This window comes from Microbacterium sp. BE35, assembly GCF_031457705.1.
Classification (GTDB): domain Bacteria; phylum Actinomycetota; class Actinomycetes; order Actinomycetales; family Microbacteriaceae; genus Microbacterium; species Microbacterium trichothecenolyticum.
In genome coordinates, this window is sequence record NZ_JAVDXD010000002.1 from 344,809 (window position 1) to 366,308 (window position 21,500).

At 70.0% G+C, this 21,500-nt stretch carries 20 protein-coding genes; 12 read left to right on the forward strand and 8 right to left on the reverse strand.

The window, feature by feature from the left end:
- Nucleotides 1-143: 143 nt before the first annotated feature.
- The 4 genes from J2Y46_RS07845 to J2Y46_RS07860 form a co-directional block, all read right to left on the reverse strand.
- Nucleotides 144-881: an ABC transporter ATP-binding protein gene (locus J2Y46_RS07845; RefSeq protein ID WP_045297167.1), complete on the reverse strand. Its 738-nt coding sequence runs from the start codon at nucleotides 879-881 to the stop codon at nucleotides 144-146.
- A gap of 71 nt (nucleotides 882-952) precedes the next feature.
- Nucleotides 953-1,930 carry an ABC transporter ATP-binding protein gene (locus J2Y46_RS07850; RefSeq protein WP_396653170.1) on the reverse strand — a complete coding sequence of 326 codons (978 nt, stop codon included), beginning with the start codon at nucleotides 1,928-1,930 and terminating at the stop codon, nucleotides 953-955.
- Between the two features lie 31 nt (nucleotides 1,931-1,961).
- The gene (locus J2Y46_RS07855; RefSeq protein WP_045297062.1) at nucleotides 1,962-2,969 is read right to left on the reverse strand and encodes a branched-chain amino acid ABC transporter permease; all 1,008 of its coding nucleotides are present in this window, start codon (nucleotides 2,967-2,969) and stop codon (nucleotides 1,962-1,964) included.
- Between the two features lie 2 nt (nucleotides 2,970-2,971).
- Nucleotides 2,972-4,318 (reverse strand): branched-chain amino acid ABC transporter permease, encoded by a 1,347-nt coding sequence (locus J2Y46_RS07860; RefSeq protein ID WP_396653157.1) that lies wholly within the window; start codon nucleotides 4,316-4,318, stop codon nucleotides 2,972-2,974.
- 306 nt (nucleotides 4,319-4,624) lie between these two features.
- Here J2Y46_RS07860 and guaB point away from each other — a divergent pair, with 306 nt between their 5' ends.
- Entirely contained in the window at nucleotides 4,625-6,127 is a 1,503-nt protein-coding gene (gene guaB, locus J2Y46_RS07865) for an IMP dehydrogenase (RefSeq protein WP_045297064.1), read from the forward strand.
- Nucleotides 6,128-6,201: 74 nt separating this feature from the next.
- On the opposite strand, the gene J2Y46_RS07870 is transcribed toward guaB, so the two are convergent.
- A complete protein-coding gene (locus J2Y46_RS07870) occupies nucleotides 6,202-7,347 on the reverse strand; it encodes an FAD-dependent oxidoreductase (protein WP_310241471.1) in 1,146 nt (381 codons plus the stop codon).
- A 110-nt stretch (nucleotides 7,348-7,457) separates the two neighbouring features.
- Between J2Y46_RS07870 and J2Y46_RS07875 the strand changes: the two genes are divergently transcribed.
- On the forward strand, nucleotides 7,458-8,081 hold the full coding sequence (locus J2Y46_RS07875; RefSeq protein WP_310241472.1) for a TMEM175 family protein: 624 nt from the start codon (nucleotides 7,458-7,460) through the stop codon (nucleotides 8,079-8,081).
- Nucleotides 8,082-8,098: 17 nt separating this feature from the next.
- Here the strand turns inward: J2Y46_RS07875 and J2Y46_RS07880 are convergent, their stop codons facing one another.
- Nucleotides 8,099-9,565, reverse strand: a complete 1,467-nt coding sequence (locus J2Y46_RS07880) for an MFS transporter (RefSeq protein WP_310241473.1) — start codon at nucleotides 9,563-9,565, stop codon at nucleotides 8,099-8,101.
- Nucleotides 9,566-9,652: 87 nt separating this feature from the next.
- On the opposite strand from J2Y46_RS07880, the gene J2Y46_RS07885 reads away from it, so the two are divergent.
- The 10 genes from J2Y46_RS07885 (at nucleotide 9,653) to J2Y46_RS07930 (ending at nucleotide 19,695) form a co-directional block, all read left to right on the forward strand.
- Nucleotides 9,653-10,321 (forward strand): TetR/AcrR family transcriptional regulator, encoded by a 669-nt coding sequence (locus J2Y46_RS07885; protein ID WP_045297068.1) that lies wholly within the window; start codon nucleotides 9,653-9,655, stop codon nucleotides 10,319-10,321.
- Between the two features lie 61 nt (nucleotides 10,322-10,382).
- Nucleotides 10,383-10,667, forward strand: coding sequence for a DUF2277 domain-containing protein (locus tag J2Y46_RS07890; RefSeq protein ID WP_045297069.1), 285 nt, complete (start codon nucleotides 10,383-10,385; stop codon nucleotides 10,665-10,667).
- 66 nt (nucleotides 10,668-10,733) lie between these two features.
- Nucleotides 10,734-12,422, forward strand: a complete 1,689-nt coding sequence (locus J2Y46_RS07895) for an ATP-binding cassette domain-containing protein (RefSeq protein WP_310241474.1) — start codon at nucleotides 10,734-10,736, stop codon at nucleotides 12,420-12,422.
- Nucleotides 12,423-12,671: 249 nt separating this feature from the next.
- Nucleotides 12,672-13,790 (forward strand): GuaB3 family IMP dehydrogenase-related protein, encoded by a 1,119-nt coding sequence (locus J2Y46_RS07900; RefSeq protein WP_045297072.1) that lies wholly within the window; start codon nucleotides 12,672-12,674, stop codon nucleotides 13,788-13,790.
- Nucleotides 13,791-13,870: 80 nt separating this feature from the next.
- On the forward strand, nucleotides 13,871-14,677 hold the full coding sequence (locus J2Y46_RS07905) for an SURF1 family cytochrome oxidase biogenesis protein (protein WP_310242329.1): 807 nt from the start codon (nucleotides 13,871-13,873) through the stop codon (nucleotides 14,675-14,677).
- 39 nt (nucleotides 14,678-14,716) lie between these two features.
- Nucleotides 14,717-15,217: a DUF3817 domain-containing protein gene (locus J2Y46_RS07910; RefSeq protein ID WP_045297073.1), complete on the forward strand. Its 501-nt coding sequence runs from the start codon at nucleotides 14,717-14,719 to the stop codon at nucleotides 15,215-15,217.
- Nucleotides 15,214-16,797, forward strand: a complete 1,584-nt coding sequence (guaA, locus tag J2Y46_RS07915) for a glutamine-hydrolyzing GMP synthase (protein ID WP_310241475.1) — start codon at nucleotides 15,214-15,216, stop codon at nucleotides 16,795-16,797. Before J2Y46_RS07910 ends, guaA begins: the two co-directional genes overlap by 4 nt.
- A gap of 94 nt (nucleotides 16,798-16,891) precedes the next feature.
- Nucleotides 16,892-18,346 (forward strand): glycosyltransferase, encoded by a 1,455-nt coding sequence (locus J2Y46_RS07920; RefSeq protein WP_310241477.1) that lies wholly within the window; start codon nucleotides 16,892-16,894, stop codon nucleotides 18,344-18,346.
- Nucleotides 18,347-18,466: 120 nt separating this feature from the next.
- Complete coding sequence (locus tag J2Y46_RS07925; protein ID WP_310241479.1) at nucleotides 18,467-19,096, forward strand: ATP-dependent Clp protease proteolytic subunit; 630 nt, start codon at nucleotides 18,467-18,469, stop codon at nucleotides 19,094-19,096.
- Nucleotides 19,093-19,695: a ClpP family protease gene (locus J2Y46_RS07930; protein WP_045297078.1), complete on the forward strand. Its 603-nt coding sequence runs from the start codon at nucleotides 19,093-19,095 to the stop codon at nucleotides 19,693-19,695. Before J2Y46_RS07925 ends, J2Y46_RS07930 begins: the two co-directional genes overlap by 4 nt.
- A 25-nt stretch (nucleotides 19,696-19,720) precedes the next feature.
- On the opposite strand, the gene ligD is transcribed toward J2Y46_RS07930, so the two are convergent.
- Nucleotides 19,721-20,968 carry a non-homologous end-joining DNA ligase gene (gene ligD, locus J2Y46_RS07935; RefSeq protein WP_045297079.1) on the reverse strand — a complete coding sequence of 416 codons (1,248 nt, stop codon included), beginning with the start codon at nucleotides 20,966-20,968 and terminating at the stop codon, nucleotides 19,721-19,723.
- A 46-nt stretch (nucleotides 20,969-21,014) separates the two neighbouring features.
- The gene (locus J2Y46_RS07940; RefSeq protein ID WP_045297080.1) at nucleotides 21,015-21,353 is read right to left on the reverse strand and encodes a helix-turn-helix domain-containing protein; all 339 of its coding nucleotides are present in this window, start codon (nucleotides 21,351-21,353) and stop codon (nucleotides 21,015-21,017) included.
- Between the last annotated feature and the right edge of the window lie 147 nt (nucleotides 21,354-21,500).

Consider the following 21,500-nt stretch of genomic DNA (forward strand, 5'->3'; position numbering starts at 1 on the left):
ACGCCCGCACACGTATGGAGGACGGCCGCAGCGATGAAGCAGTTATGAGGAGAACGCGCGCTCGGACAGCGCGCGCACAGATAAGAGGAGGGGACCGGATGCCGCAGCATCCGGTCCCCTCCTTCTCTATGTGGTGTGTCGGGTCAGACTCCGTCGGCGCCGAGGCTGCCCAGGTACAGGCCGATGACCTTCGGGTCGCTGAGCAGCTCGCGGCCGGTGCCCTCGTACGCGTCGCGGCCCTGGTCGAGGACGTAGCCGCGGTCGCAGATCTGCAGACAGCGGCGGGCGTTCTGCTCGACCATGATCGTGGTCACGCCGGCCTTGTTGATGTCGGAGACGCGGATGAAGGCGTCGTCCTGACGGACGGGCGATAGACCGGCCGAGGGCTCGTCGAGGAGCAGGACGGACGGGTTCATCATGAGCGCGCGCGACATCGCGACCATCTGGCGCTCTCCGCCCGACAGCGAACCGGCGCGCTGCTTGAGTCGCTTGCCGAGCTCGGCGAAGATCCCCGTGACGAAGTCGAGCCGCTCGGCGTAGGCCTTGGGGCGCTGGTAGAGCCCCATCTGCAGGTTCTCCTCGATCGTGAGCGAGGGGAACACGTTGTTCGTCTGCGGCACGAATCCGACCCCGCGCTGCACGAGCTTGTCGGACTTGAGCCCGACGACGTTCGTGCCGTCGACCGTGATCTCGCCGCCACGGACCTTGACCATGCCGAAGATCGACTTCAGCAGCGTCGACTTTCCGGCGCCGTTGGGTCCGATGATGCCGATCAGCTCGCCCTTGCGGGCGACGAGGTTGGCGCCGTTGATGATGTTGATTCCGGGCAGGTACCCCGCGGTGAGGTCCTTGACCTCCACGACGACCGTCCCGGTCTTCATGCCCTCCACGCGAGCCGCTCCGGGATCGGGGATGGCAGATCCCGGAGTGCGCGGGTTCGTCGAGGCGTCGCTCACTTCTTCTCCTCCTCAGCCTCGGCGATCGAGGCCTCTTCGGCCTCTTTGATCTCCTCGAGCAGCTCCTCCGCGGACGCGTCGAGTTCGCCGGCCACGCGCCCGGTCACGACGCCGAGGTCGACGTCCTGGTGGCTGCCGAGGTAGGCGTCGATCACCGCCGGGTCCTGCATGACGGTGTCGGGTGGGCCTTCGGCCACGACCTTGCCCTCGGCCATGACGACGACCCAGTCGGCGATGTGCCGGACCATGTGCATGTCGTGCTCGACGAAGAGCACGGTCATGCCGAGGTCCTTGAGGTCGAGGATGTGGTCGAGCAGCGACTCGGTGAGCGCCGGGTTGACGCCGGCCATGGGCTCGTCGAGCATCACCAGCGTCGGGTCGCTCATGAGGGCGCGAGCCATCTCGAGGAGCTTGCGCTGGCCGCCCGAGAGGGAGGCCGCATAGTCATCGGACTTGGCGTCGAGCTTGAACCGCGTGAGCAGGTCCATCGCCTTGTCTTCGATGTCGTTGTCCTGTTTGCGCCACATGGCCGGGACGATGCTCGCCCACAGGCTCTCGCCGCGCTGGCCGGTGGCCCCGAGCTTCATGTTCTCGAGCACGGTGAGCAGCGACAGCGCCTTGGTCAGCTGGAAGGTGCGGACCTGACCCATGCGGGCGACCTTGAACGACGGGATGCCCGAGAGATTCTGCCCGTCGAAGCTCCACGTTCCGCTGTTGGGCTTGTCGAAGCCGCACAGCAGGTTGAAGAGCGTCGTCTTGCCGGCACCGTTCGGGCCGATGAGGGCTGTGATCGCGTTCCGGGGGACCTCGAGGTGCTCGACGTCCACGGCGGTCAGACCGCCGAAGCGGCGGGTGACGTTGTCGATCACGAGGATCGGGTCGTTCTTGGCGACGCCGGGGACGCCTTCGCCCTTCGCGAGACCGGTGGTCTTCGGGCGACGGATGCTGCCGGTCGCGGTCGTGACGGGGACCACCGGCTCGTCAGTGGGCGGGTTGCTGGGCGGGTTACTTGACAAAGGTCAGCTCCCTCTTGTTTCCGAAGATGCCCTGCGGGCGGAAGATGACGATCAGCATGAGCGCGACGCCCACGAGGATGAACCGGAGGGTCGCGGCCTGCTGCGCGGTCAGCAGCGACAGGATCGGGATGTCGGACTGCGCAAGCACGGGGAGCACGTTGTCGAGGAAGCCCATGATCACCCAGAAGATGACCGAGCCGACGACCGGACCGAACACGGTGGCCGCGCCGCCGAGCAGCAGGATCGTCCAGATGAAGAACGTGAGGCTCGTCGTGTACGTCGCCGGGACGACCGCTGAGGGCAGTGCGAAAACCACGCCGCCGAGCGCTCCGAAGACGCCACCGATCATGAGCGCCTGCATCTTGTAGGAGAAGACGTTCTTGCCCAGGGAGCGGACGGCGTCCTCGTCCTCGCGGATGCCCTTGAGCACGCGACCCCACGGGCTGCGCATGATCGCCCACACGAGGTACACGGCGATCGCGAGCAGGATGATGCCGAACACGCGCACCCAGAGCTGGTCGGCGGTCCACTGCCACGGTCCGAAGCCATAGATGATGGGCTCGCCGTCCGCGCCGGTCTTCGGGAACGGATTCGCCCCGCGGAAACCGGCATGGTAGCCGCCGAGCCCGTCGGCGGAGTTCGTCCACTCGTCGAACAGCTGGGTCGTGAGCAGCAGGCGCACGATCTCAGCAGCGGCGATCGTCACGATGGCGAGGTAGTCGGCTCGAAGGCGCAGCGTCGGGATACCCAGGATGAGCGCGAAGATCACAGCGGCGACGCAGCCGACGAGGATGCCCGCCCACCAGGGCCAACCGAAGCTCAGGATCGAGATCGCATACCCGTAGGCGCCGAGGGCCATGAAGCCGGCCATACCGAAGTTCAGCAGGCCACCGAATCCGAACTGGACGGCGAGGCCGGTTGCCGCGAGTGCATAGGCGATGGTCTCCGGGCTGAAGACCCAGTAGGCGGTGTTGTTGAAGATCTGTCCCCAGTCCATGACTAACCGAGCCTCTCTTTCCGGCCCAAGATGCCCTGGGGTCTCACCAGCAGGATGATGATCAGCACGGCGAGCGCGCCGACGTACTTCATGTCCGGCGGAATCCACAGTGTCGAGATCTCGACCAGGATGCCGACGATGAGCGAGCCGATGAGGGCGCCGAACGCGGTGCCGAGTCCGCCGAGCGTCACCGCGGCGAAGATCAGCAGCAGCACCTGCACTCCCATGTCCCACTTGACGCCGGGGCGGAAGTAGGCCCACAACACGCCGGCGATCGCGGCGAGCGCCGCGGCCAGGATCCACACGATCCGGATCACCCGGTCGACGTTGATGCCGGAGGCGGCGGCGAGACCCGGGTTGTCGCTGATCGCACGTGTCGCCTTGCCGATGCGGGTGCGCAGCAGCCAGTACGCCACGGCGACGAGGAGCACGATGCTGATCGCCATCGACGTGACGTCGATCCACGACAGCTTGATCGGCCCGATGACGATGTCGCGCGGCGCTCCCGCGCCGGGCAGCTGGTAGGTGCCTCCGCCGATGAAGAACTGGAAGACGTATCTGCCGGCCAGCGAGAGGCCGATGCTCACGATCATGAGCTGCACGAGCCCGAGGCCCCGGCGCCGCAGTGGCCGCCAGAGTCCGGTGTCGAGGGCCCAGCCGAGGACCGCGCCCAGCACGATGACGATCGGGATCGTGATGTACATCGGCACCTTGAGCCACACGCCGAAGATCAGCGCCATGACGGCGCCGTACGTCAGCATCTCGCCGTGGGCGAAGTTGCTGAGGCCCGTCGTGCCGAAGATGAGCGAGACGCCGACGGCCGCGAGCGCGAGCAGCAGGCCGAAGTTGATGCCGTTCATGAGTCGCTCGATGAGCTGGTCCCAGAACGACGTGGTGACGCGTTCGCCCTCGCCGAGGAAGAGGTTGACGATCTTCGACCCGGTGAGGCCGAAGCTCACGTCGAACGACGCCGTCGTCCCCTGCTTGGGCTGGATGCCCTCCGGCAGCTGCGCCGGGTCGACGATCACGCCCTCGGGCAGCGTGTCCTCGTCGACGGTGAGGACGTACTCCTCCTTCTCCGGCACGTACAGACGCCATTTGCCCTCGGCATCCGTCACGGTCTCGGCCTTGAAGCCGTTGCCTTCGATCGACATCGTGACGCCCTCGACGGGCTGGTCGTCGTACTTGATCACGCCGCCGAAGTAGAAGTCGGTCTGCTCCTGGTCGCCGCCGGGGGTGTCGGGGGCGTCTGCGCGCGCACCGGTGGGTGCGGACAGGAACACCATTCCCGCGGCCAAGAGCAGGCCGAAGATCACGAGGATCCAGCGGCGGCTGCTGATCGTGGTCACAGTCGTAGGACCCACAGAACCTCCAGTTCGGCACACCACGCGGACACCGAAGCTCGGGTCGCATCGGCCGTGATGACGACGCTACGACTGTAATGTGTCGTCGCTGTTTCGCCCAAGGTTCCTTGTGGATAAGTGATCCGATCGCAACCGGACAGCGTTCACCGGCTCGCGCGCGCTCGCGCGTGCCGTTATCCCGGGAACAAACGGGGCCTGTGCGCGCTTAGAATCGAGTACGGAGCGTCACGAGCGCACCGGCCGCCGCTGTCCACCCCCAGAGCACGCGCGCGCCCGCGCGAGGAGACCCCCATGGAGCACAACGACCCCTTCGGCTTCGTCGGACTGACCTACGACGATGTGCTGCTGCTGCCCGGCCACACCGACGTGATCCCCAGCGAAGCCGACACCTCGTCCCGGGTGACGCGACGCATCACCGTCGCCACCCCGCTCATCTCGAGCGCGATGGACACGGTGACGGAGTCGCGCATGGCGATCGCGATCGCCCGCGAAGGCGGTCTCGGGATCATCCACCGCAACCTTGCGATCGAGGACCAGGCCTCGATGGTCGACCGCGTCAAGCGGAGCGAGTCGGGCATGATCACCGACCCGATCACGACCACGCCCGATGCCACGATCGAAGAGGTCGACTCGCTCTGCTCGCAGTACCGCATCTCGGGCCTCCCGGTCGTCGACGATGAGAACCACCTCGTGGGCATCGTCACGAACCGCGACATGCGCTTCGTCTCGGGCTTCGAGCGTCAGACCACCAAGGTGCGCGACGTCATGACGACCGACGGCCTGGTCACCGGTCGCGTGGGCATCAGCGCCGGCGAGGTCATCGCGCTCTTCGCGCAGCACCGCGTCGAGAAGCTCCCGCTCATCGACGAGCACGGCAAGCTCGCGGGTCTCATCACCATCAAGGACTTCGACAAGAGCGAGAAGTACCCCCTCGCCACCAAGGACGAGCAGGGCCGCCTCCGCGTCGGTGCCGCCATCGGCTTCTTCGGCGACGCCTGGCAGCGCGCCGAAGCCCTGCGCGACGCGGGGGTGGACGTCATCGTCGTCGACACCGCCAACGGGCAGTCGCAGGGTGTCATCGACATCGTCCGCCGCCTCAAGGCCGACGCGAGCTTCGACCACATCGACGTGATCGGCGGCAACGTCGCCACGCGCGAGGGCGCGCAGGCGCTCATCGACGCCGGCGTCGACGCCGTCAAGGTCGGCGTCGGTCCAGGCTCGATCTGCACCACCCGCGTCGTCGCAGGCGTCGGCGTGCCGCAGGTGACCGCGGTGTATGAGGCCTACCTGGCCGCGCGCGAAGCGGACATCCCCGTGATCGCCGACGGCGGACTCCAGTACTCGGGAGACATCGCCAAGGCGCTGGTCGCCGGCGCCGACACCGTCATGCTCGGCTCGCTCCTCGCCGGCACCGACGAGTCGCCGGGCGAGATCGTCTTCCAGGGCGGCAAGCAGTTCAAGCAGTATCGCGGCATGGGGTCGCTCGGTGCGATGCAGACCCGCGGCAAGAAGACGTCGTACTCGAAGGACCGCTACTTCCAGGCCGACGTCCCCACCGACGACAAGCTGATCCCCGAGGGCATCGAGGGCCAGGTCGCGTACCGCGGTCCGGTCTCGGCCGTCGCCTACCAGCTCGTCGGCGGCCTGCGTCAGTCGATGTTCTACGTCGGCGCCCGCACGATCGACGAGCTCAAGGCCAAGGGCAAGTTCGTCCGCATCACCGCGGCCGGCCTCAAGGAGTCCCACCCTCACGACGTCCAGATCGTCGTCGAGGCCCCCAACTACAAGAAGTAGCCCGCTTCACAGACGGATGCCTCGACCCGCGCACCGCGCAGGGTCGAGGCATCCGTCGTTTCCGGCGGGCCGGCTCAGGGGAGGCGGAAGGGCTCGGCGGCGCGGAAGCCGTCGTCGGTCGCGAGGTGGGCGAGCACAGCACCGACGGCCGGCGTGAACTTGAAGCCGTGGCCGGAGAATCCGGCGCCGACGACGATACGGCCGCGGCGGTCGAGGAGGAAGTCCTGCGAGTCCGTGGACGTGTAGGTGCAGCTGATGGGCTCGGCCGAGTCGGCGTCGAGACCCGGGAACCACTCGGCGACGTATTCCCGCAGCTGCGCGGCCTGCGCGGGCACCGGACGGAAGGAGCGGGCGTCGGGGTCGACCACGGGGCCGACGAGGTGGAAACCCACCTTCACGCCCTCGCCCGGCGTCGGCATGCCGTAGACGTTCGCGGGGTACCGCTGCGGCGACAGGAGATGGTTGAACGAGGGCCACCGCGCATCCGGCGCGGTCGGGGCGAAGTGCGCCGGGCTCTCCTCGGTCACGGTCAGCCGCGGGAGCGGGAAGGACGCCGGAAGGATGCCGGGAGTCCAGGCTCCCGAGGTCACCACCACGGTTTCGGCCACGAGATCGTGGCGCTCGCCGGCGACGTCGACCGTCAGCGCGACGCCGTCGGCGCGCTCGTCGAGCGAGACCACGCGGTGCCCGAAGCGGACGTCGGCTCCGTGGCTGCGCGCGCCGTGCTCGAGCGCGTCGAGGGCGGCGGACGCGCGGACCACCCCGGCGTCGGGAGTGAACAGCACGTCGTCGGTGAAGCGCATGCCGCTCCAGCGCCGTGCCGCCTCGTGCGCGGCGAGCACCTCGGCGCGCTCGCCGCGGGCGACGAGCGCGCGATGCACGTCGGCGACGACGGCGTCGTCGCCGTGGGTCACGAGGCCGTGCAGGCGCAGCAGCGGTTCGCCGGTCGCGCGCGAGAGCTCGTCCCACTCGGCGCGCGCAAGCGTGAGCAGGTCGAGGTAGTGGGCGGCGCCGTAGGCGTTGTTGAAGTTGCGGGTCGCGCCGTGCGAGGCTCCGCGCGTGTGACCCCGTTCGAACCGTTCGAGGGCGACCACGCGGCGGCCGCGGCGCGCGAGCTGCCACGTCGTCGCGAGCCCCATGGCACCCGCGCCGACCACGACGTACGGAACATGCTCGGTCACGCTGGCCTCCCAGGTCTCGGATGCAGAGGGGCGCGGCATCCGTCTCCTCCTCCATCCAACCCCAGCGCACGCTGCCGCGGAGATGCGGTGACCCCGTGTGACGGCGGGCGCTGCGCACCGCCCGTCGCGAGTGTCGCTACCCTGGCGCCATGATCAGGCAGCGGCGGCATCCGGCGGCGACGCAGCGCACGACGCGTCTCGAGGCGTTCACCGACGGGGTGTTCGCGATCGCGGCGACGCTGCTCGTGCTCGACCTGACGCAGTACTCACCCGGCAAGGTCGACTCCGACGCCGACATGTGGGCCGCCCTCGGCGGCATGGGCGAGCTCTTCCTGAACTTCGTGCTGAGCTTCGGGCTGCTGTGCCTGATGTGGATGGTGCACGTCCAGCAGTTCGAGCACATCGCGCGCGTCGACGCCACGATGGTGTGGCTCAACAACGCCCGCCTGCTGTTCATCGTGCTGGTGCCGTTCGCGACGAACCTCACCACCGAGTACTCGGACTTCCTCGCCGGCCGTCTCGCGATGCCTCTGGCGTTCTTCCTGGCGATCCTGTTCAGCTGGCTGCAGTGGGGCTGGGCCGTGCGCCGACGTGACGTCATGCTCCCCGACATGACTCGAGCGGATGCTGTGGCCTACGGCCGCGGCTCGCTCAGCGCCCTCTTCATCTCCGCGGCGGTCGTTGCGCTGGCCCCCTGGATCGGCTCCGCCGCGTTCCTGCTGTTCTTCGTGGACGGCCCGCTCACGCGCGCCTTGCGCGGCAAGGGCGACTGAGCCGCCTCGTCGGCGGCCTATCGAGCGGGGGTGAGTTCCGCCTCGGCGGGCACGGCGGGCACGGCGGGCACGGCGGGCACGGCATCCGTCGTCCCCTTGCCGGAGGGGAGCCATAGCGCCACGATCGTCGCGGCGAACAGGACGGCCGCACCGGTGAAGACCGCGGGGCGGGCGGCGTCGACGTACATGTCGGGCAGGAGCTCGCCGCCGGCGCTCACGAAGATCGCGGTCATCACGGCGGTGCCCAGGGCGACGCCCAGCTCACGGACGGTGGAGTTCACGCCGGACGCCTTGGCGTGGTCGATGAGTCCGAGTGTCGCGAGCAGCGCGGTCGCAGAAGGGGCGAACACGAGCGCCATGCCGACGCCCGCCATGATGAACGGCGCGATCAGCGTCGGGTAGTCGAGGTCGGTCGACATGACGGCGGCGATCCACGTGAGCGCGACGCCCTGCAGGGCGAGGCCGAGCACGAGCAGGATGCGCGTGCCGACACGCGGAGCCAGGATGCCGGCGATGGGGGCGACGATCATGGGCGCGAGCGTCCACGGGGTGGTCTGCACGGCGGCCTCGAGGGGCGTGGATCCCTGGACGACCTGCAGGTACTGGATCAGGATGAACACCGCCCCGAACGTGCCGAAGCTGAAGGCGAATCCGACGATGTTGGTGATCGAGAACGAGCGGTCGCGGAAGAGGCGCAGCGGCATGAGGGGCGCCTGCGCGCGGGTCTGCCACCAGAGGAACGCGGCGATGAGCAGCGTGCCGAGCACGATCTCCGCGATGACCCCGATCGAGTCCCAGCCGTCGTCGTTGCCGCGCACGATCGCGTGGACGAGGGCGAGCACACCGGCCGCCGCGAGCAGCGCCCCCGGAACGTCGATGCGGGCGCGGGCGCCGAAGTCGTTGTTCAGCACGACGAGCGCGAGGGGGATCGCGATGATCGCGACGGGCACGTTGATCCAGAAGATCGCCTGCCAGTCCCAGCCCTCCATGATGGCCCCGCCGACGAGCGGGCCGACCGCGACGCCGAGCCCCGAGACGCCGCCCCAGATGCCGATCGCGAGTGCGCGTCGCGCCGGCGGCACCGCCCCGCTCAGCAGCGCGAGGGAGAGGGGCATGACGCCTGCGGCGCCCAGACCCTGCACCGCACGGGCGGCGATGAGCTGACCTGGGTCGGTGCTGAGCGCGGCGAGCACCGAGCCCACGCCGAACACGGCGATGCCGATCGCGAACAGGGTGCGGCGGCCGAACCGGTCGCCGAGCGCCGAGGCGATGAGGATCGCACCGGCGAACGCCAGCGTGTACGCGTTGACGAACCACTGCAGCTCTTCGACGCTCGCGCCCATCTCGCGGTGCAGCACCGGGAGCGCGTTCGTCATGACGAGGTTGTCGAGCGTGGCCATGAACATCGGAAGGGATGCCGCGGCCACCACGAGCGCGAACGGCCGAGCGCGGCGAGGGGTCGCGGTGAGGGGTGATTCGGTCATGGGAGACTCCGGTTGTAATCGAATGATTACCACAATGTAGTAATCGACTGATTACAAAGTCAAGTCATTCGCTGATAACCTTTCGGCATGACACCTCCAGCCCCGAGCGGCGCCGTCACCGTCGACGAGCCGGCCGGCACGGGCAAGCGCCTGTCGTCCGCGGAGCGGCGCCGCCAGATCCTGGTGGCCGCGCTCGCCGTGTTCGGCGCCCGCGGCTACGAGGGGGCGACCACCGACGAGGTGGCCCGCGCCGCCGGCGTCAGCCAGCCGTACGTGGTGCGGCTGTTCGGCTCGAAGGAGAACCTCTTCCTCGCCGCGATCGAAGACGCCCTGGCGCGTATGCTCGCGGGCTTCCGTGCGGCCCTCGCCGACGATTCCCCGCACGACCCCGACATCACGCCCGAGAAGGCGGCGGCCAAGCGCATCGGACAGGCCTACGTCGACCTCATCGCGGTGCGCGGCCTCCACCAGACGCTCGCGCACGCCTACCTGCTCGGGAGTCACCCCGTGATCGGCGCGGCCGCGCGCCAGGGCTTCGCGAAGGTCTGGCGGTTCTTCCGCGACGAGATGGGTCTCGACGCCGACGAGTCGCGCGCGTTCATGGCCGAGGGCATGCTCATCTCGACGATGATCGGCCTGCGCATCGTGGACGACTACGGCTCCGACCCGCAGATCACCGAGCTCTTCCGCTCCTGCTTCCCGACCGAGCTGCCCCACGTGCTCGAGGTCCTCCCGCGCGGCACCGACCGCTGGTAGCGGGGGCTGGTGCGGATGCTGCGCCTGGCCCGCGTCTGGGGTGCGGCGTAGGGTCGGGGGCATGTGCCGGAACATCCACACGCTCCACAACTTCGAGCCCGCAGCATCGTCTGCCGAGGTCCACGCGGCCGCGCTCCAGTACGTGCGCAAGATCGCGGGCACGACCAAGCCCTCGAAGGCGAATCAGGAGGCCTTCGACCACGCCGTGCACGAGATCGCGCACATCACGCAGCACCTGCTCGACGACCTCGTCGCGGTGACGCCGCCGAAGAACCGCGAGGTCGAGGCCGCCAAGGCGCGCGAGCGCGCGATCCGCTCGGGCAGGTACGCCGCACCGGCCGCCTGAGCTCTGGGGTAGTCTGGTCGGCTCCCCATCGGACGAACCCGTCCCGCGGAGCAGACAGGGAACACCGTGGGGTACATCGACATCGCCGCCGTCTCGTACGCGCTGCCGGACGGCCGTCCGCTGCTCGACGAGGTCTCGTTCCGCGTGGGCGAAGGGTCGACGACGGCGCTCATCGGTCAGAACGGCGCCGGCAAGACGACGCTGCTGCGCATCATCCGGGGTGAGACGCCGGCACTTTCGGGCGTGGTCTCCATCGACGGCGGCCTCGGGGTGATGGACCAGTTCGTCGGCCACGGCGAGGCCGGGCAGACCGTCCACGATCTCCTGATCGCCGTCGCCCCCGACCGTGTGCGTCGCGCTGCGCGCGAGCTCGAGGACTCCGAGGCTGCGATCATCGAGCACGACGACCTCGACACGCAGATGCGGTACGCCGGGGCGCTCGCCGACTACGCCGAGGCCGGCGGCTATGAGTACGAGACCGTCTGGGACACGTGCACGACGACGGCGCTCGGCATCCCTTTCGCGCGCGCGCGATTCCGTGAGCTCACCACGCTCTCGGGCGGCGAGCAGAAGCGGCTCGCGCTCGAGGCGCTGCTGCGAGGCCCCGACCAGGTGCTGCTGCTCGACGAGCCCGACAACTACCTCGACGTGCCCGGCAAGCGCTGGCTCGAAGAGCGCCTGCGCGAGACGCAGAAGACGGTGCTGCTGGTGTCGCACGACCGCGAGCTGCTGGCTCGCGCCGCCGACCGCATCGTGACTCTCGAGGCGGGCGGCGCAGGCAGCACCGCGTGGGTGCACGGCGGCGGCTTCGGCACCTATCACCGGGCACGGGAAGACCGGATGCTGCGCCTCGACGAGCTGCGCCGCCGCTGGGACGAGCAGCACGCCAAGCTCAAAGAGCTCGTCGCCACGCTCAAGGTGAAGGCCACGGCCAACGACACATTCACCTCCCGGTACCGCGCCGCCCAGACGCGGCTGCGCAAGTTCGAGGAGGCGGGTCCGCCGCAGGAGCGCCCGAAGGAGCAGGATCTCGACGTGCGCCTGCGCGGCGCGCGCACCGGCCGGCGCGCGGTCGTCGCCGAGCAGCTCGAGCTCACCGGGCTCATGAAGCCGTTCGACCTCGAGGTGTGGTTCGGCGACCGGGTCGCGGTGCTCGGCTCGAACGGGTCGGGCAAGTCGCACTTCCTTCGGCTGCTCGCCCGTGGCGGCACCGACCCCGATGGGCGCCTCGGGCACCTGACCACGACCGGCGCGGGGCTCGAGCCCGTGGCGCACACCGGTCGCGGGATCCTCGGCGCCCGAGTCGTGCCCGGGTGGTTCGCGCAGACCCACCGCCACCCGGAGTTCGACGGCAAGACGCTGCTCGACATCCTCCATCGCGGCGAGGACGCCCGCTCCGGACTGCCGCGCGAGGCCGCGTCGAGCGCTCTCGATCGCTACGGACTCGTCGCGCAGGCCGAGCAGACGTTCGACAGCCTGTCCGGTGGTCAGCAGGCGCGGTTCCAGATCCTCCTGCTCGAGCTCTCGGGTGCGACGCTCCTCCTTCTCGATGAGCCGACCGACAACCTCGACCTCGTCTCGGCCGAGGCGCTGCAGGACGCCCTCGCCCGCTTCGAGGGAACGGTGCTCGCCGTCACGCACGACCGCTGGCTCGCGAAGTCCTTCGACCGCTTCATCGTCTTCGGCTCGGACGGCCGCGTCTTCGAGTCGAACGAGCCGGTCTGGGACGAGACACGGGTGGCTCGCACCCGGTGAGGATGACCGGATCGTCGCCTCGACGGTGCGTCACGTCCCGAGGCCGTTCGCACCGGCTCGCGAAGCTGCGCTCGGGGAGTCCTGGGGATAAGGACACCGGTTGGCGTCCTTATCCCCAGGACTGCCGGCGCGGAGGAAGCTCATCGGGCTCGTGACGGCTTGGGGACGGCTGTCGCGTGAACTCCGGGGGTGGCCGGCCGGGCGGAATCCGGCGCCGCGGGGCCCGCCGGGTAGGCTGGTCGCGTGAGTATGGACATCGAACTCGGCCGGGCCAAGCGGGCGCGTCGCGCCTACACGTTCGACGACATCGCGGTGGTGCCGTCGCGGCGCACGCGCAACCCCGAGGACGTCTCGACCACGTGGACGATCGACGCCTTCAGCTTCGACATCCCGGTGCTGGGCGCCCCGATGGATTCGGTCGTGAGCCCCCGCACGGCCATCATGCTGGGCCAGCTCGGCGGGCTCGGCGTCCTCGATCTCGAGGGCCTCTGGACTCGCTACGACGACCCCGAGCCGCTGCTCGCCGAGATCGCCGGCCTCGAGAAGGCCGCCGCGACCCGCCGCATGCAGGAGCTCTACGCCGAGCCCATCAAGCCCGAGCTCGTGCGCGATCGCCTCGCCGAGATCCGCGCCGGCGGCGTGACGGTCGCCGGCTCCCTCACTCCGCAGCGCACCCAGGAGCTGTACGAGACGGTCGTCGCTGCCGGCGTCGACCTCTTCGTGATCCGCGGCACGACGGTCTCGGCCGAGCACGTCTCGAGCGTCGACCAGCCGCTGAACCTCAAGAAGTTCATCTACGACCTCGACGTCCCCGTCATCGTCGGTGGCGCCTCGACGTACACCGCAGCCCTGCACCTCATGCGCACCGGTGCGGCCGGCGTGCTCGTCGGCTTCGGCGGGGGAGCGGCGTCGACGACGCGTGCCACCCTCGGCCTCCACGCCCCGATGGCGACCGCGGTCGCCGACGTCGCCGGCGCGCGCCGCGACTATCTGGACGAGTCGGGCGGCCGCTACGTGCACGTCATCGCGGACGGCGGCGTGGGCACGTCGGGCGACATCGTCAAGGCGATCGCGATGGGCGCCGACGCCGTCATGCTCGGCGTGGCGCTCGCGCGCGCGACGGATGCTCCGGGCCAGGGCTTCCACTGGGGACCCGAGGCGCACCACGCCAAGCTTCCGCGCGGCCGCCGCGTGAAAGTCGACCAGGTCGCGTCGCTCGAGGCGATCCTCTACGGCCCCGCACCGGTCGCCGACGGCACCGCGAACCTCATCGGGGCCCTGCGCAAGTCGATGGCGACCACCGGGTACTCCGACCTCAAGGAGTTCCAGCGGGTCGAGGTCGTCGTCGCGCCGTACGCCGCGGGATGACGGGTGCCATGACCGACCCCGACCCGACGGGAGCGGCTGACCTCGCACCCGAGGCCTTCCCGCCGACCCTGCGCGAGGTGATGCTGCGCCCGCGATGGATCGGGATGCTGCTGCTCTGCCTCGTCGTCGCGGGTGTGTTCGCGTGGCTCGGGCAGTGGCAGCTGGGTCGTGCGGTGCAGACGAACCCGGTGCCCCCGGGGGCGACCGAAGAGGTCCAGCCCCTGGCCGGCGTCGCCCTGCCGGGCGAGTACCTGCCGGAGCCGCTCGTCGGCCAGCGCGTGCAGACGCGCGGAACCTGGGTTCCCGAGGACTTCATCGTCGTCGCGTCGCGCTACAACGACGGCGCTGAGGGCTACTGGGTGACCGGACAGCTACGCATCGACCCCGACGTGAGCGCGACGGTCGGCCCGACCTCGGTCGCGGTGGCGCTCGGATGGGCCGCCACCGAAGAGGACGCACGTGCTGCCATCGAGCAGCTCGAGGAAGAGGCATCCGCCGGCGAAGCGGTCGAGGTGACCGGACGCCTGATCTCGGACGAGGGGCCGCTGCTCCCGCCCCGTGGTGCGGAACCGCAGACGCTGACCCGCATGTCGCCCGCGGCCCTGCTCGGCCAGTGGCACGACACCGACGCCCTCTTCGTGTACCGCCCGTACATCGCCTCCGTGGACCCGGTCGCCGGACTCGATGCCATCTCCTCGCCGGCACCGGTAGAAGGCTCGGGCATCAACTGGCTCAACATCTTCTACGCGGTCGAGTGGGCCGTGTTCGCCGGCTTCGCGTTCTACCTCTGGTACCGCCTCGCGAAGGATGCGTGGGAGAAGGAAGTCGAGGACTTCGAAGACGACCGCCGCGAGCCCGAAGGCGACCCCGAGCCCGCGACATCCTGAACGGGAAACGCCCCGGAATGCCGCGGGTAGACTGGGGTCATGCCCCGCGCCCCCAAGCTCGCTTCGTTTCCGGCGATCCGCGGAGCCCTGAAGTTCTACCAGGTCTGCTCGATCATCACGGGCACGATGCTGCTGCTGCTCGTCGCCGAGATGATCGTCAAGTACGTGGTCGGCTACGAGCTGTTCCTCGGTGGTTCCGGCGGGTTCCTGTGGTTCGCACCGGTCGTCGAGACGGCCTCGGGCCTCGAGTCGACCGGTGACGGGTTCAACCTGTCGCTCGGCATCCTCGTCGCCCACGGCTGGTTCTACGTCGTCTACCTGATCTCGTGCTTCCGCGTGTGGAGCCTCATGCGCTGGAACCTCCTGCGCCTGGGCATGCTCGCCGCCGGCGGTATCGTGCCCCTCCTGTCGTTCTTCATGGAGGCGCGCGTCGCCCGCGACGTGAAGACCTACCTGGCCGAGCGTGAGGCAGCCGAGCTGCACTCCCAGGCCGAGCACTCGTCCCTCACCCACGCGATCCCGACGGAGAACAAGCGTTGACCGCACAGACCGAGACCTCCCAGCGTCCCGTCCTCGTCGTCGACTTCGGCGCCCAGTACGCCCAGCTGATCGCGCGCCGCGTCCGCGAGGCCGGCGTGTACAGCGAGATCGTCCCGCACACGGCGACCGCCGCCGATATCGCGGCGAAGAACCCGGTCGGCATCATCCTGTCGGGCGGCCCGTCGTCGGTCTATGAAGAGGGCGCCCCTGCACTCGACACCGGTGTCTTCGACCTCGGCGTGCCGACGCTCGGCATCTGCTACGGCTTCCAGGTCATGGCGCAGGCGCTCGGCGGCGAGGTGGCCAACACCGGACTCCGTGAGTACGGAGCGACGGATGCCGCGGTCACAGGCGACGGCGGCGTGCTGCTGGGCGGTCAGCCGGCCGAGCAGAACGTGTGGATGAGCCACGGCGACCAGGTCTCGCGTGCTCCCGAGGGCTTCGACGTCCTCGCTTCCACGGGCGCGACCCCGGTCGCCGCGTTCGGCAGCGACGAGCGCCGCTTCTACGGCGTGCAGTGGCACCCCGAGGTCAAGCACTCCGACCACGGCCAGCAGGTCATCGAGAACTTCCTCCACAAGGCGGCGGGTCTTCCCGCCGACTGGAACAGCGGCAACGTCATCGCCGAGCAGGTCGCGAAGATCCAGGCGCAGGTCGGGTCCGGCCGCGTCATCTGCGGTCTGTCGGGCGGCGTCGACTCCGCCGTGGCCGCAGCCCTCGTGCACAGGGCCGTCGGCGACCAGCTCGTGTGCATCTTCGTCGACCACGGACTCCTCCGCAAGGACGAGCGCGAGCAGGTCGAGCAGGACTACGTCGCCTCGACCGGCGTGCGCCTGGTCACGGTCGACGCACGCGAGCAGTTCCTGAACGCACTCGCGGGCGTGAGCGACCCCGAGCAGAAGCGCAAGATCATCGGCCGCGAGTTCATCCGCACCTTCGAGCAGGCCGAGGCCGCGCTCGTCGCGGAAGCCGAGGCCGACGGCGAGCCCATCCGCTTCCTCGTGCAGGGCACGCTCTACCCCGACGTCGTCGAGTCGGGCGGCGGCACGGGCACCGCGAACATCAAGTCGCACCACAACGTGGGAGGCCTCCCCGAAGACCTGCAGTTCGAGCTCGTGGAGCCGCTGCGCACCCTGTTCAAGGACGAGGTGCGCGCGATCGGCCGCGAGCTCGGGCTCCCGGAGGTCATCGTCGGCCGCCAGCCGTTTCCGGGCCCCGGCCTCGGCATCCGGATCGTGGGTGAGGTCACCGCTGACCGCCTCCAGATTCTGCGCGATGCCGACGCGATCGCCCGCGAAGAGCTGACGAAGGCCGGCCTCGACGGCGAGATCTGGCAGTGCCCGGTCGTGCTGCTGGCCGACGTGCGCTCGGTGGGCGTGCAGGGCGACGGCCGCACCTACGGCCACCCCATCGTGCTGCGCCCCGTCTCGAGCGAAGACGCGATGACCGCCGACTGGACGCGCCTGCCCTACGACGTGCTCTCGAAGATCTCCAACCGCATCACCAACGAGGTGCGCGAGGTCAACCGGGTCGTGCTCGACGTCACGTCGAAGCCCCCGGGGACCATCGAGTGGGAGTGAGTTTGTGACGGGTGCCTCGGCGATGCCGGGGCATCCGTCGTCTTCCGGCGCCTCGGCGGGCCGGGGCAGTGCACGGATGGGTGAGGATGGACGGGTGACGACGGACCCCGCACCTTCGCTGCCCGACGCCGACTACGTGCTGCTGGGCAGCCGCGTGGCTCTCGGACTCGACGGCGGGTTCGCGGTGGCGGTGCCGACGCGCCTGCGCCTGCTCGCCTCGGCGGGAGCTGTCGACCCGCTGCAGCTGAGCGTCGACGGCGGGTCGCTCCAAGACCACGCCGCGCAGCGGCAGGCATTCGTCGACGCCGGTCTGCTCGACAGCACCGCCTCGGCACGCAACCTCTTCGACGACATCGTCGCGGATCCGTCGTGGCTCTTCTCGGCCGGCGAGCCGCACACGGAGGGCTCGTTCGAGGGCGAGCAGCGCGTGATCACCGTCCCCACGACCCCTCCACTCGCCGCCGGCGCGGCGGGCGGACCCTCCGGCGACGTCGGCTCGGATGCGGGCCGGCCGATCGTGTCGCTTCCGGTGTTCCGCGACGACCCGACATGGCACCTCACCGACGCCCCCATCGTCGTGCACGCCCCCAGTGGTGACCGTGTGCTCCGCGGCTTCCGCAGTCTGTACGCGGCGTGGCTCACGCACCTCGCGGATGAGCGCCGCGCCACGACCGGAGACCCCGATCGCGTGCTCGTGGTGATCTTCGAGTCGCGCCAGATCGGCGAGACGCTCGTCGCCTGGGACGACCCCCGTGTGCGGCTCGTCCACACTGTGCACAACTCGCACCTCCCGGAGCCCTACGACGACCCCGCCGCCCCGGTGGCCGGCATGTGGCAGCGGTGGCTGTCGTCCGTCGATCGGTACGACGCGGTGCTCTGGCCGACCGCGGCGCAGCGCGACGAGGTCGCGGAGCGCTTCGGCGACCCGGGAACGTTCCACGTGGTGCCGAACACGATCGACCTCGGCACCGCGCCGCCGGATGCGGCGTCCCGCGATCCGCACAGCGTCGTCATGCTGAACCGCCTCGCCCCGCAGAAGCGCATCGACCTCGCGATCCGCGCGTGGGAGCGCGTGGTCCGGGAGGTGCCCGAGGCGCGGCTCGACGTATACGGCGACGGCCCGCTTCGGCACGAGCTGCAGGAGCTGATCGACCAGCTCGGGGTGGCAGCATCCGTCACTCTCCACGGTGCCACCGCCGATCGCGACGCGATCTTCGACCGTGCCGCGCTCTTCGTCACGTCCACGGCCTTCGAGGGCCAGGGGCTGTCCATCGCCGAGGCGCTTGCGCGCGGACTGCCGGTGGTCTCGTTCGACGCCCGGTATGGCCCGCGCGAGGCCATCGCGGACGCGGGCATCGTCGTGCCGCCGGGCGACGTCGACGCCTTCGCCGAGGCGATCATCGAGCTGCTGCGCGACGACCATCGCCGCGCCGAGCTGTCATCGCGTGCACGGTCGGCCGCAGCGGCCTTCACATCCGACGCGGTGCGCCCCGCCCTCGTCGCTGCGCTCCGCGCCGTCGTCGAGAGCCCCTCCCGCCGGTCGCGCTGATTGACGTTGCCTGGCGAGGCGCCAGAATCGGGGCGGACTGACCTGCTCGTTCCGCCGTGGGCAGAGCCGCCGGAAGCGGAAACGGATGCTGCGCCCTCGGCGGGCGCGCAGGCTGGGGGCATGGCTGAAGACATCCGGATTCCCCACTTCGGGACCGAGGCGCGACGCGAGCTGTTCCACCAGCGCGTGCTCGTGCTCGACGGCCCGCTCGACGACGACAACGGCACCCTGATCGCGACGCAGCTGCTGGCGCTCGCGACTGAGGACGAGGCATCCGACATCTCCCTCTGGATCCACTCACCCGGCGGATCGGTGCCCTCGATGCTCGCGATCCGCGACGTCATGAACCTCATCCCCAACGACGTCGCGACCCTCGCGCTCGGCCTCGCGTGCAGCGCGGGGCAGTTCCTGCTATCGGCGGGAGCGCGGGGCAAGCGCCGCGCGCTGCCGCACGCGCGCATCCTCATGCACCAGGGCTCAGCGGGTATCGGCGGGTCGGCGGTCGAGGTCGAGGTGCAGGCCGACGACCTGCGCCACATGCGCGACACCGTGCTCGGCCTCATCGCGGCAGACACCGGACAGAGCGTCGAGCGCATCTTCGAGGACTCGCTGCACGACCGCTGGTACACCGCCGCCGAGGCGCGGGACTACGGCTTCATCGACGGGATCGTCGATTCGTTCGCACAGGTGGTGCCCCGGCGGCGACGGCCCGCAGGACTCGGACTCGGGCCGGCGGAGGTGGCGGCATGAGCTCGTACACGATCCCCAACGTGGTGGCGCAGCATCCGCGCGGCGATCGCATCATGGACGTGTACTCGCACCTGCTCGCCGAGCGCGTCGTGTACCTCGGCACCGGCATCGACGCGGGCGTGGCGAACGCGCTCATCGCGCAGCTGCTGCACCTCGACGCCGACAGTCCTGACCGCGACATCCAGCTCTACATCAACTGCGAGGGCGGCGATCCCTCGGCGATGCTCGCGGTGTACGACACGATGCAGCACGTCCGACCCGACGTCGCCACGACCGTCGTGGGACAGGCGATCGGCGTCGGCGCCGTGATGCTCGCCGCCGGCGCGACGGGGAAGCGCTCGGTGCTGCCGCACGCGCGCATCGTGCTGCATCAGCCGGCGGGCCAGGGGAGGGGCGCGATCCCCGACCTGATCCTGCAGGCCGACGAGCTCGTGCGCGTCCGCGGCGAGGTGGAGGAGATCCTCGCGAGGCATACGGGACAGGATGCTGCGAAGCTGCGTGCCGACACCGACCGCGACCGCGTCTTCACCGCCGCCGACGCGGTCGCCTACGGCCTCGCCGACGCCGTCCTTGCACGGGCATCGGCCCCCGTTCGCTGAGCGGAAGTCGCTCTGGCGCCCGGGATCAGCGGTCGAGGAGCGGGCCGGGCCAGGTCTTGCCCTCCCACGGGTCGTAGTCGGCGAGAAGCTCTTCCTGGGGCGGCCGGTCGGCCTCGGGCACGTGCTGGAGGTTGACGCGAACGCGGTACCAGAGCGAGCTCGAGCCGCGCATCCCGTCGATGAGCACGTCGGCGGGATGCAGCTGCTCCGCCACGGACGCGTGCGTGCTCCTCCACGCCTCGAGGGCCTGGACCGCCTCGGGCTTGGTCTTCGTCCGCGCGATCTCGATGAGCGGCATCGTCGACTGCCGCCGGCCAGACCCGTCGCCGCCGCGCGGGGGCTTCTCGGCTGGTCCCAGTTCCTCGGCGAGGCGGAGCAGCCCATCGAGGGTGCCGACCGCGTCGTCGATGCCGACGTGGGGGTCGCCGATCTCGGCGTAGCGGCCGGGCACGGTGAGCACCGTGAACTCGGCCGGACGCCGATCGCGCACCTCGCCCCAGTCGAGGGGGGTGGAGACGCGCGCGTCGGGCAGCGGGCGAATCGAGTAGGCAGACGCCACCGTGCGGTCCTTGGCGTTCTGGTTGAAGTCGACGAACACGCTCTCGCCGCGCTCCTCCTTCCACCAGCGGGCGGTCGCGAGCCCGGGTGCGCGGTTCTCGACCTCGCGAGCGAGCGTCTCGGCGGCGAGGCGCACCTGCTTGTAGTCGTGGTGCGCAGCGATGCGCACCAGGATGTGCATGCCGCGTGAGCCGCTGGTCTTGGGCCAGCCGACGAGCCCGACGTCGTCGAGCACCTCGCGGGCGACGAAGGCGACGTCGACGATCTGCGACCAGTCGACACCCGGCATCGGGTCGAGGTCGATGCGCAGCTCGTCGGGGTGGTCGAGGTCTTCGGCACGGACGGGATGCGGGTTCAGGTCGAGACACCCGAGGTTGACGACCCATGCGAGGCCCGCGGCATCCCGGATCACCGCCTCTTCGGCCGACGTGCCGCGCGCGTACTGCAGAGTCGCCGTGTCGATGAACTCGGGGTGGTTCTCGGGGACGCGCTTCTGGAAGAACGGCTCCTGGTCGATGCCCCGCGGGAACCGCTTGAGCACCATGGGGCGGCCGCCCGCGCCGCGCAGCGCGCCGTCGGCGACCGCGAGGTAGTAGCGGACGACGTCGAGCTTGGTGATCCCGGGCTGGGGGAACACGATCTTCGTCGGGCTCGAGATGCGCACCTCGTGCCCGTCGATCTCGAGGATCTCGGCTTCCGACTTCGCGGGCGTCACTCGGCCAGGCTAGCGACGGCCCAGGACATCGACCAGAGGAGAGAAGTCACGCGGCGAGGGAGTAGGTGGCGCGGCATCCGACCGCCGCCCGCTCGGTCGCGCGCGAGCGGAGGTCGTCGACGACGCCCGCGGTCAGCTCGATCAGCGTCACTTCGAGGGCACCGGCGACGGCGGCGATCATCTCGCTCGACGGCTCCTTGAGTCCTCGCTCCATCTCGGACAGGTACTGCGGTGAGACCCCGGCGCGGTCAGCCGTGTCGGCGAGGCGCTCGCCGCGTTCATGGCGCAGAGTGCGCAAGCGCTCGCCCAGCGCCTCGCGCCAGAGCGGCTCGGGCTCGCGGGACGGACGCGGTGCCTTCGTCGGCAGCGGGATGATCTCGGCCATGCGCTCACGATAGAGCGCGAGCGCACCTGAAGCCGAGACGGTTCCGCTCTGAGCAGAATGCGATCGCTCCTCGACGGGGTGCTGTGCACGTTGTGCGCGTCGGGTGGCCGGATGTGCGTGATGCACGAAACGCCGATGGCTGAGGGC

What these genes read in the sequence shown, in the direction of transcription:
- J2Y46_RS07845 (WP_045297167.1), bottom strand. Translation starts at nt 881, where the DNA reads ATGAAGACCGGGACGGTCGTCGTGGAGGTCAAGGACCTCACCGCGGGG.
- J2Y46_RS07855 (WP_045297062.1), bottom strand. Translation starts at nt 2,969, where the DNA reads ATGGACTGGGGACAGATCTTCAACAACACCGCCTACTGGGTCTTCAGC.
- guaB (WP_045297064.1), top strand. Translation starts at nt 4,625, where the DNA reads ATGGAGCACAACGACCCCTTCGGCTTCGTCGGACTGACCTACGACGAT.
- J2Y46_RS07870 (WP_310241471.1), bottom strand. Translation starts at nt 7,347, where the DNA reads ATGCCGCGCCCCTCTGCATCCGAGACCTGGGAGGCCAGCGTGACCGAG.
- J2Y46_RS07875 (WP_310241472.1), top strand. Translation starts at nt 7,458, where the DNA reads ATGATCAGGCAGCGGCGGCATCCGGCGGCGACGCAGCGCACGACGCGT.
- J2Y46_RS07880 (WP_310241473.1), bottom strand. Translation starts at nt 9,565, where the DNA reads ATGACCGAATCACCCCTCACCGCGACCCCTCGCCGCGCTCGGCCGTTC.
- J2Y46_RS07885 (WP_045297068.1), top strand. Translation starts at nt 9,653, where the DNA reads ATGACACCTCCAGCCCCGAGCGGCGCCGTCACCGTCGACGAGCCGGCC.
- J2Y46_RS07890 (WP_045297069.1), top strand. Translation starts at nt 10,383, where the DNA reads ATGTGCCGGAACATCCACACGCTCCACAACTTCGAGCCCGCAGCATCG.
- J2Y46_RS07900 (WP_045297072.1), top strand. Translation starts at nt 12,672, where the DNA reads ATGGACATCGAACTCGGCCGGGCCAAGCGGGCGCGTCGCGCCTACACG.
- J2Y46_RS07905 (WP_310242329.1), top strand. Translation starts at nt 13,871, where the DNA reads ATGCTGCGCCCGCGATGGATCGGGATGCTGCTGCTCTGCCTCGTCGTC.
- J2Y46_RS07910 (WP_045297073.1), top strand. Translation starts at nt 14,717, where the DNA reads ATGCCCCGCGCCCCCAAGCTCGCTTCGTTTCCGGCGATCCGCGGAGCC.
- J2Y46_RS07925 (WP_310241479.1), top strand. Translation starts at nt 18,467, where the DNA reads ATGGCTGAAGACATCCGGATTCCCCACTTCGGGACCGAGGCGCGACGC.
- J2Y46_RS07930 (WP_045297078.1), top strand. Translation starts at nt 19,093, where the DNA reads ATGAGCTCGTACACGATCCCCAACGTGGTGGCGCAGCATCCGCGCGGC.
- J2Y46_RS07940 (WP_045297080.1), bottom strand. Translation starts at nt 21,353, where the DNA reads ATGGCCGAGATCATCCCGCTGCCGACGAAGGCACCGCGTCCGTCCCGC.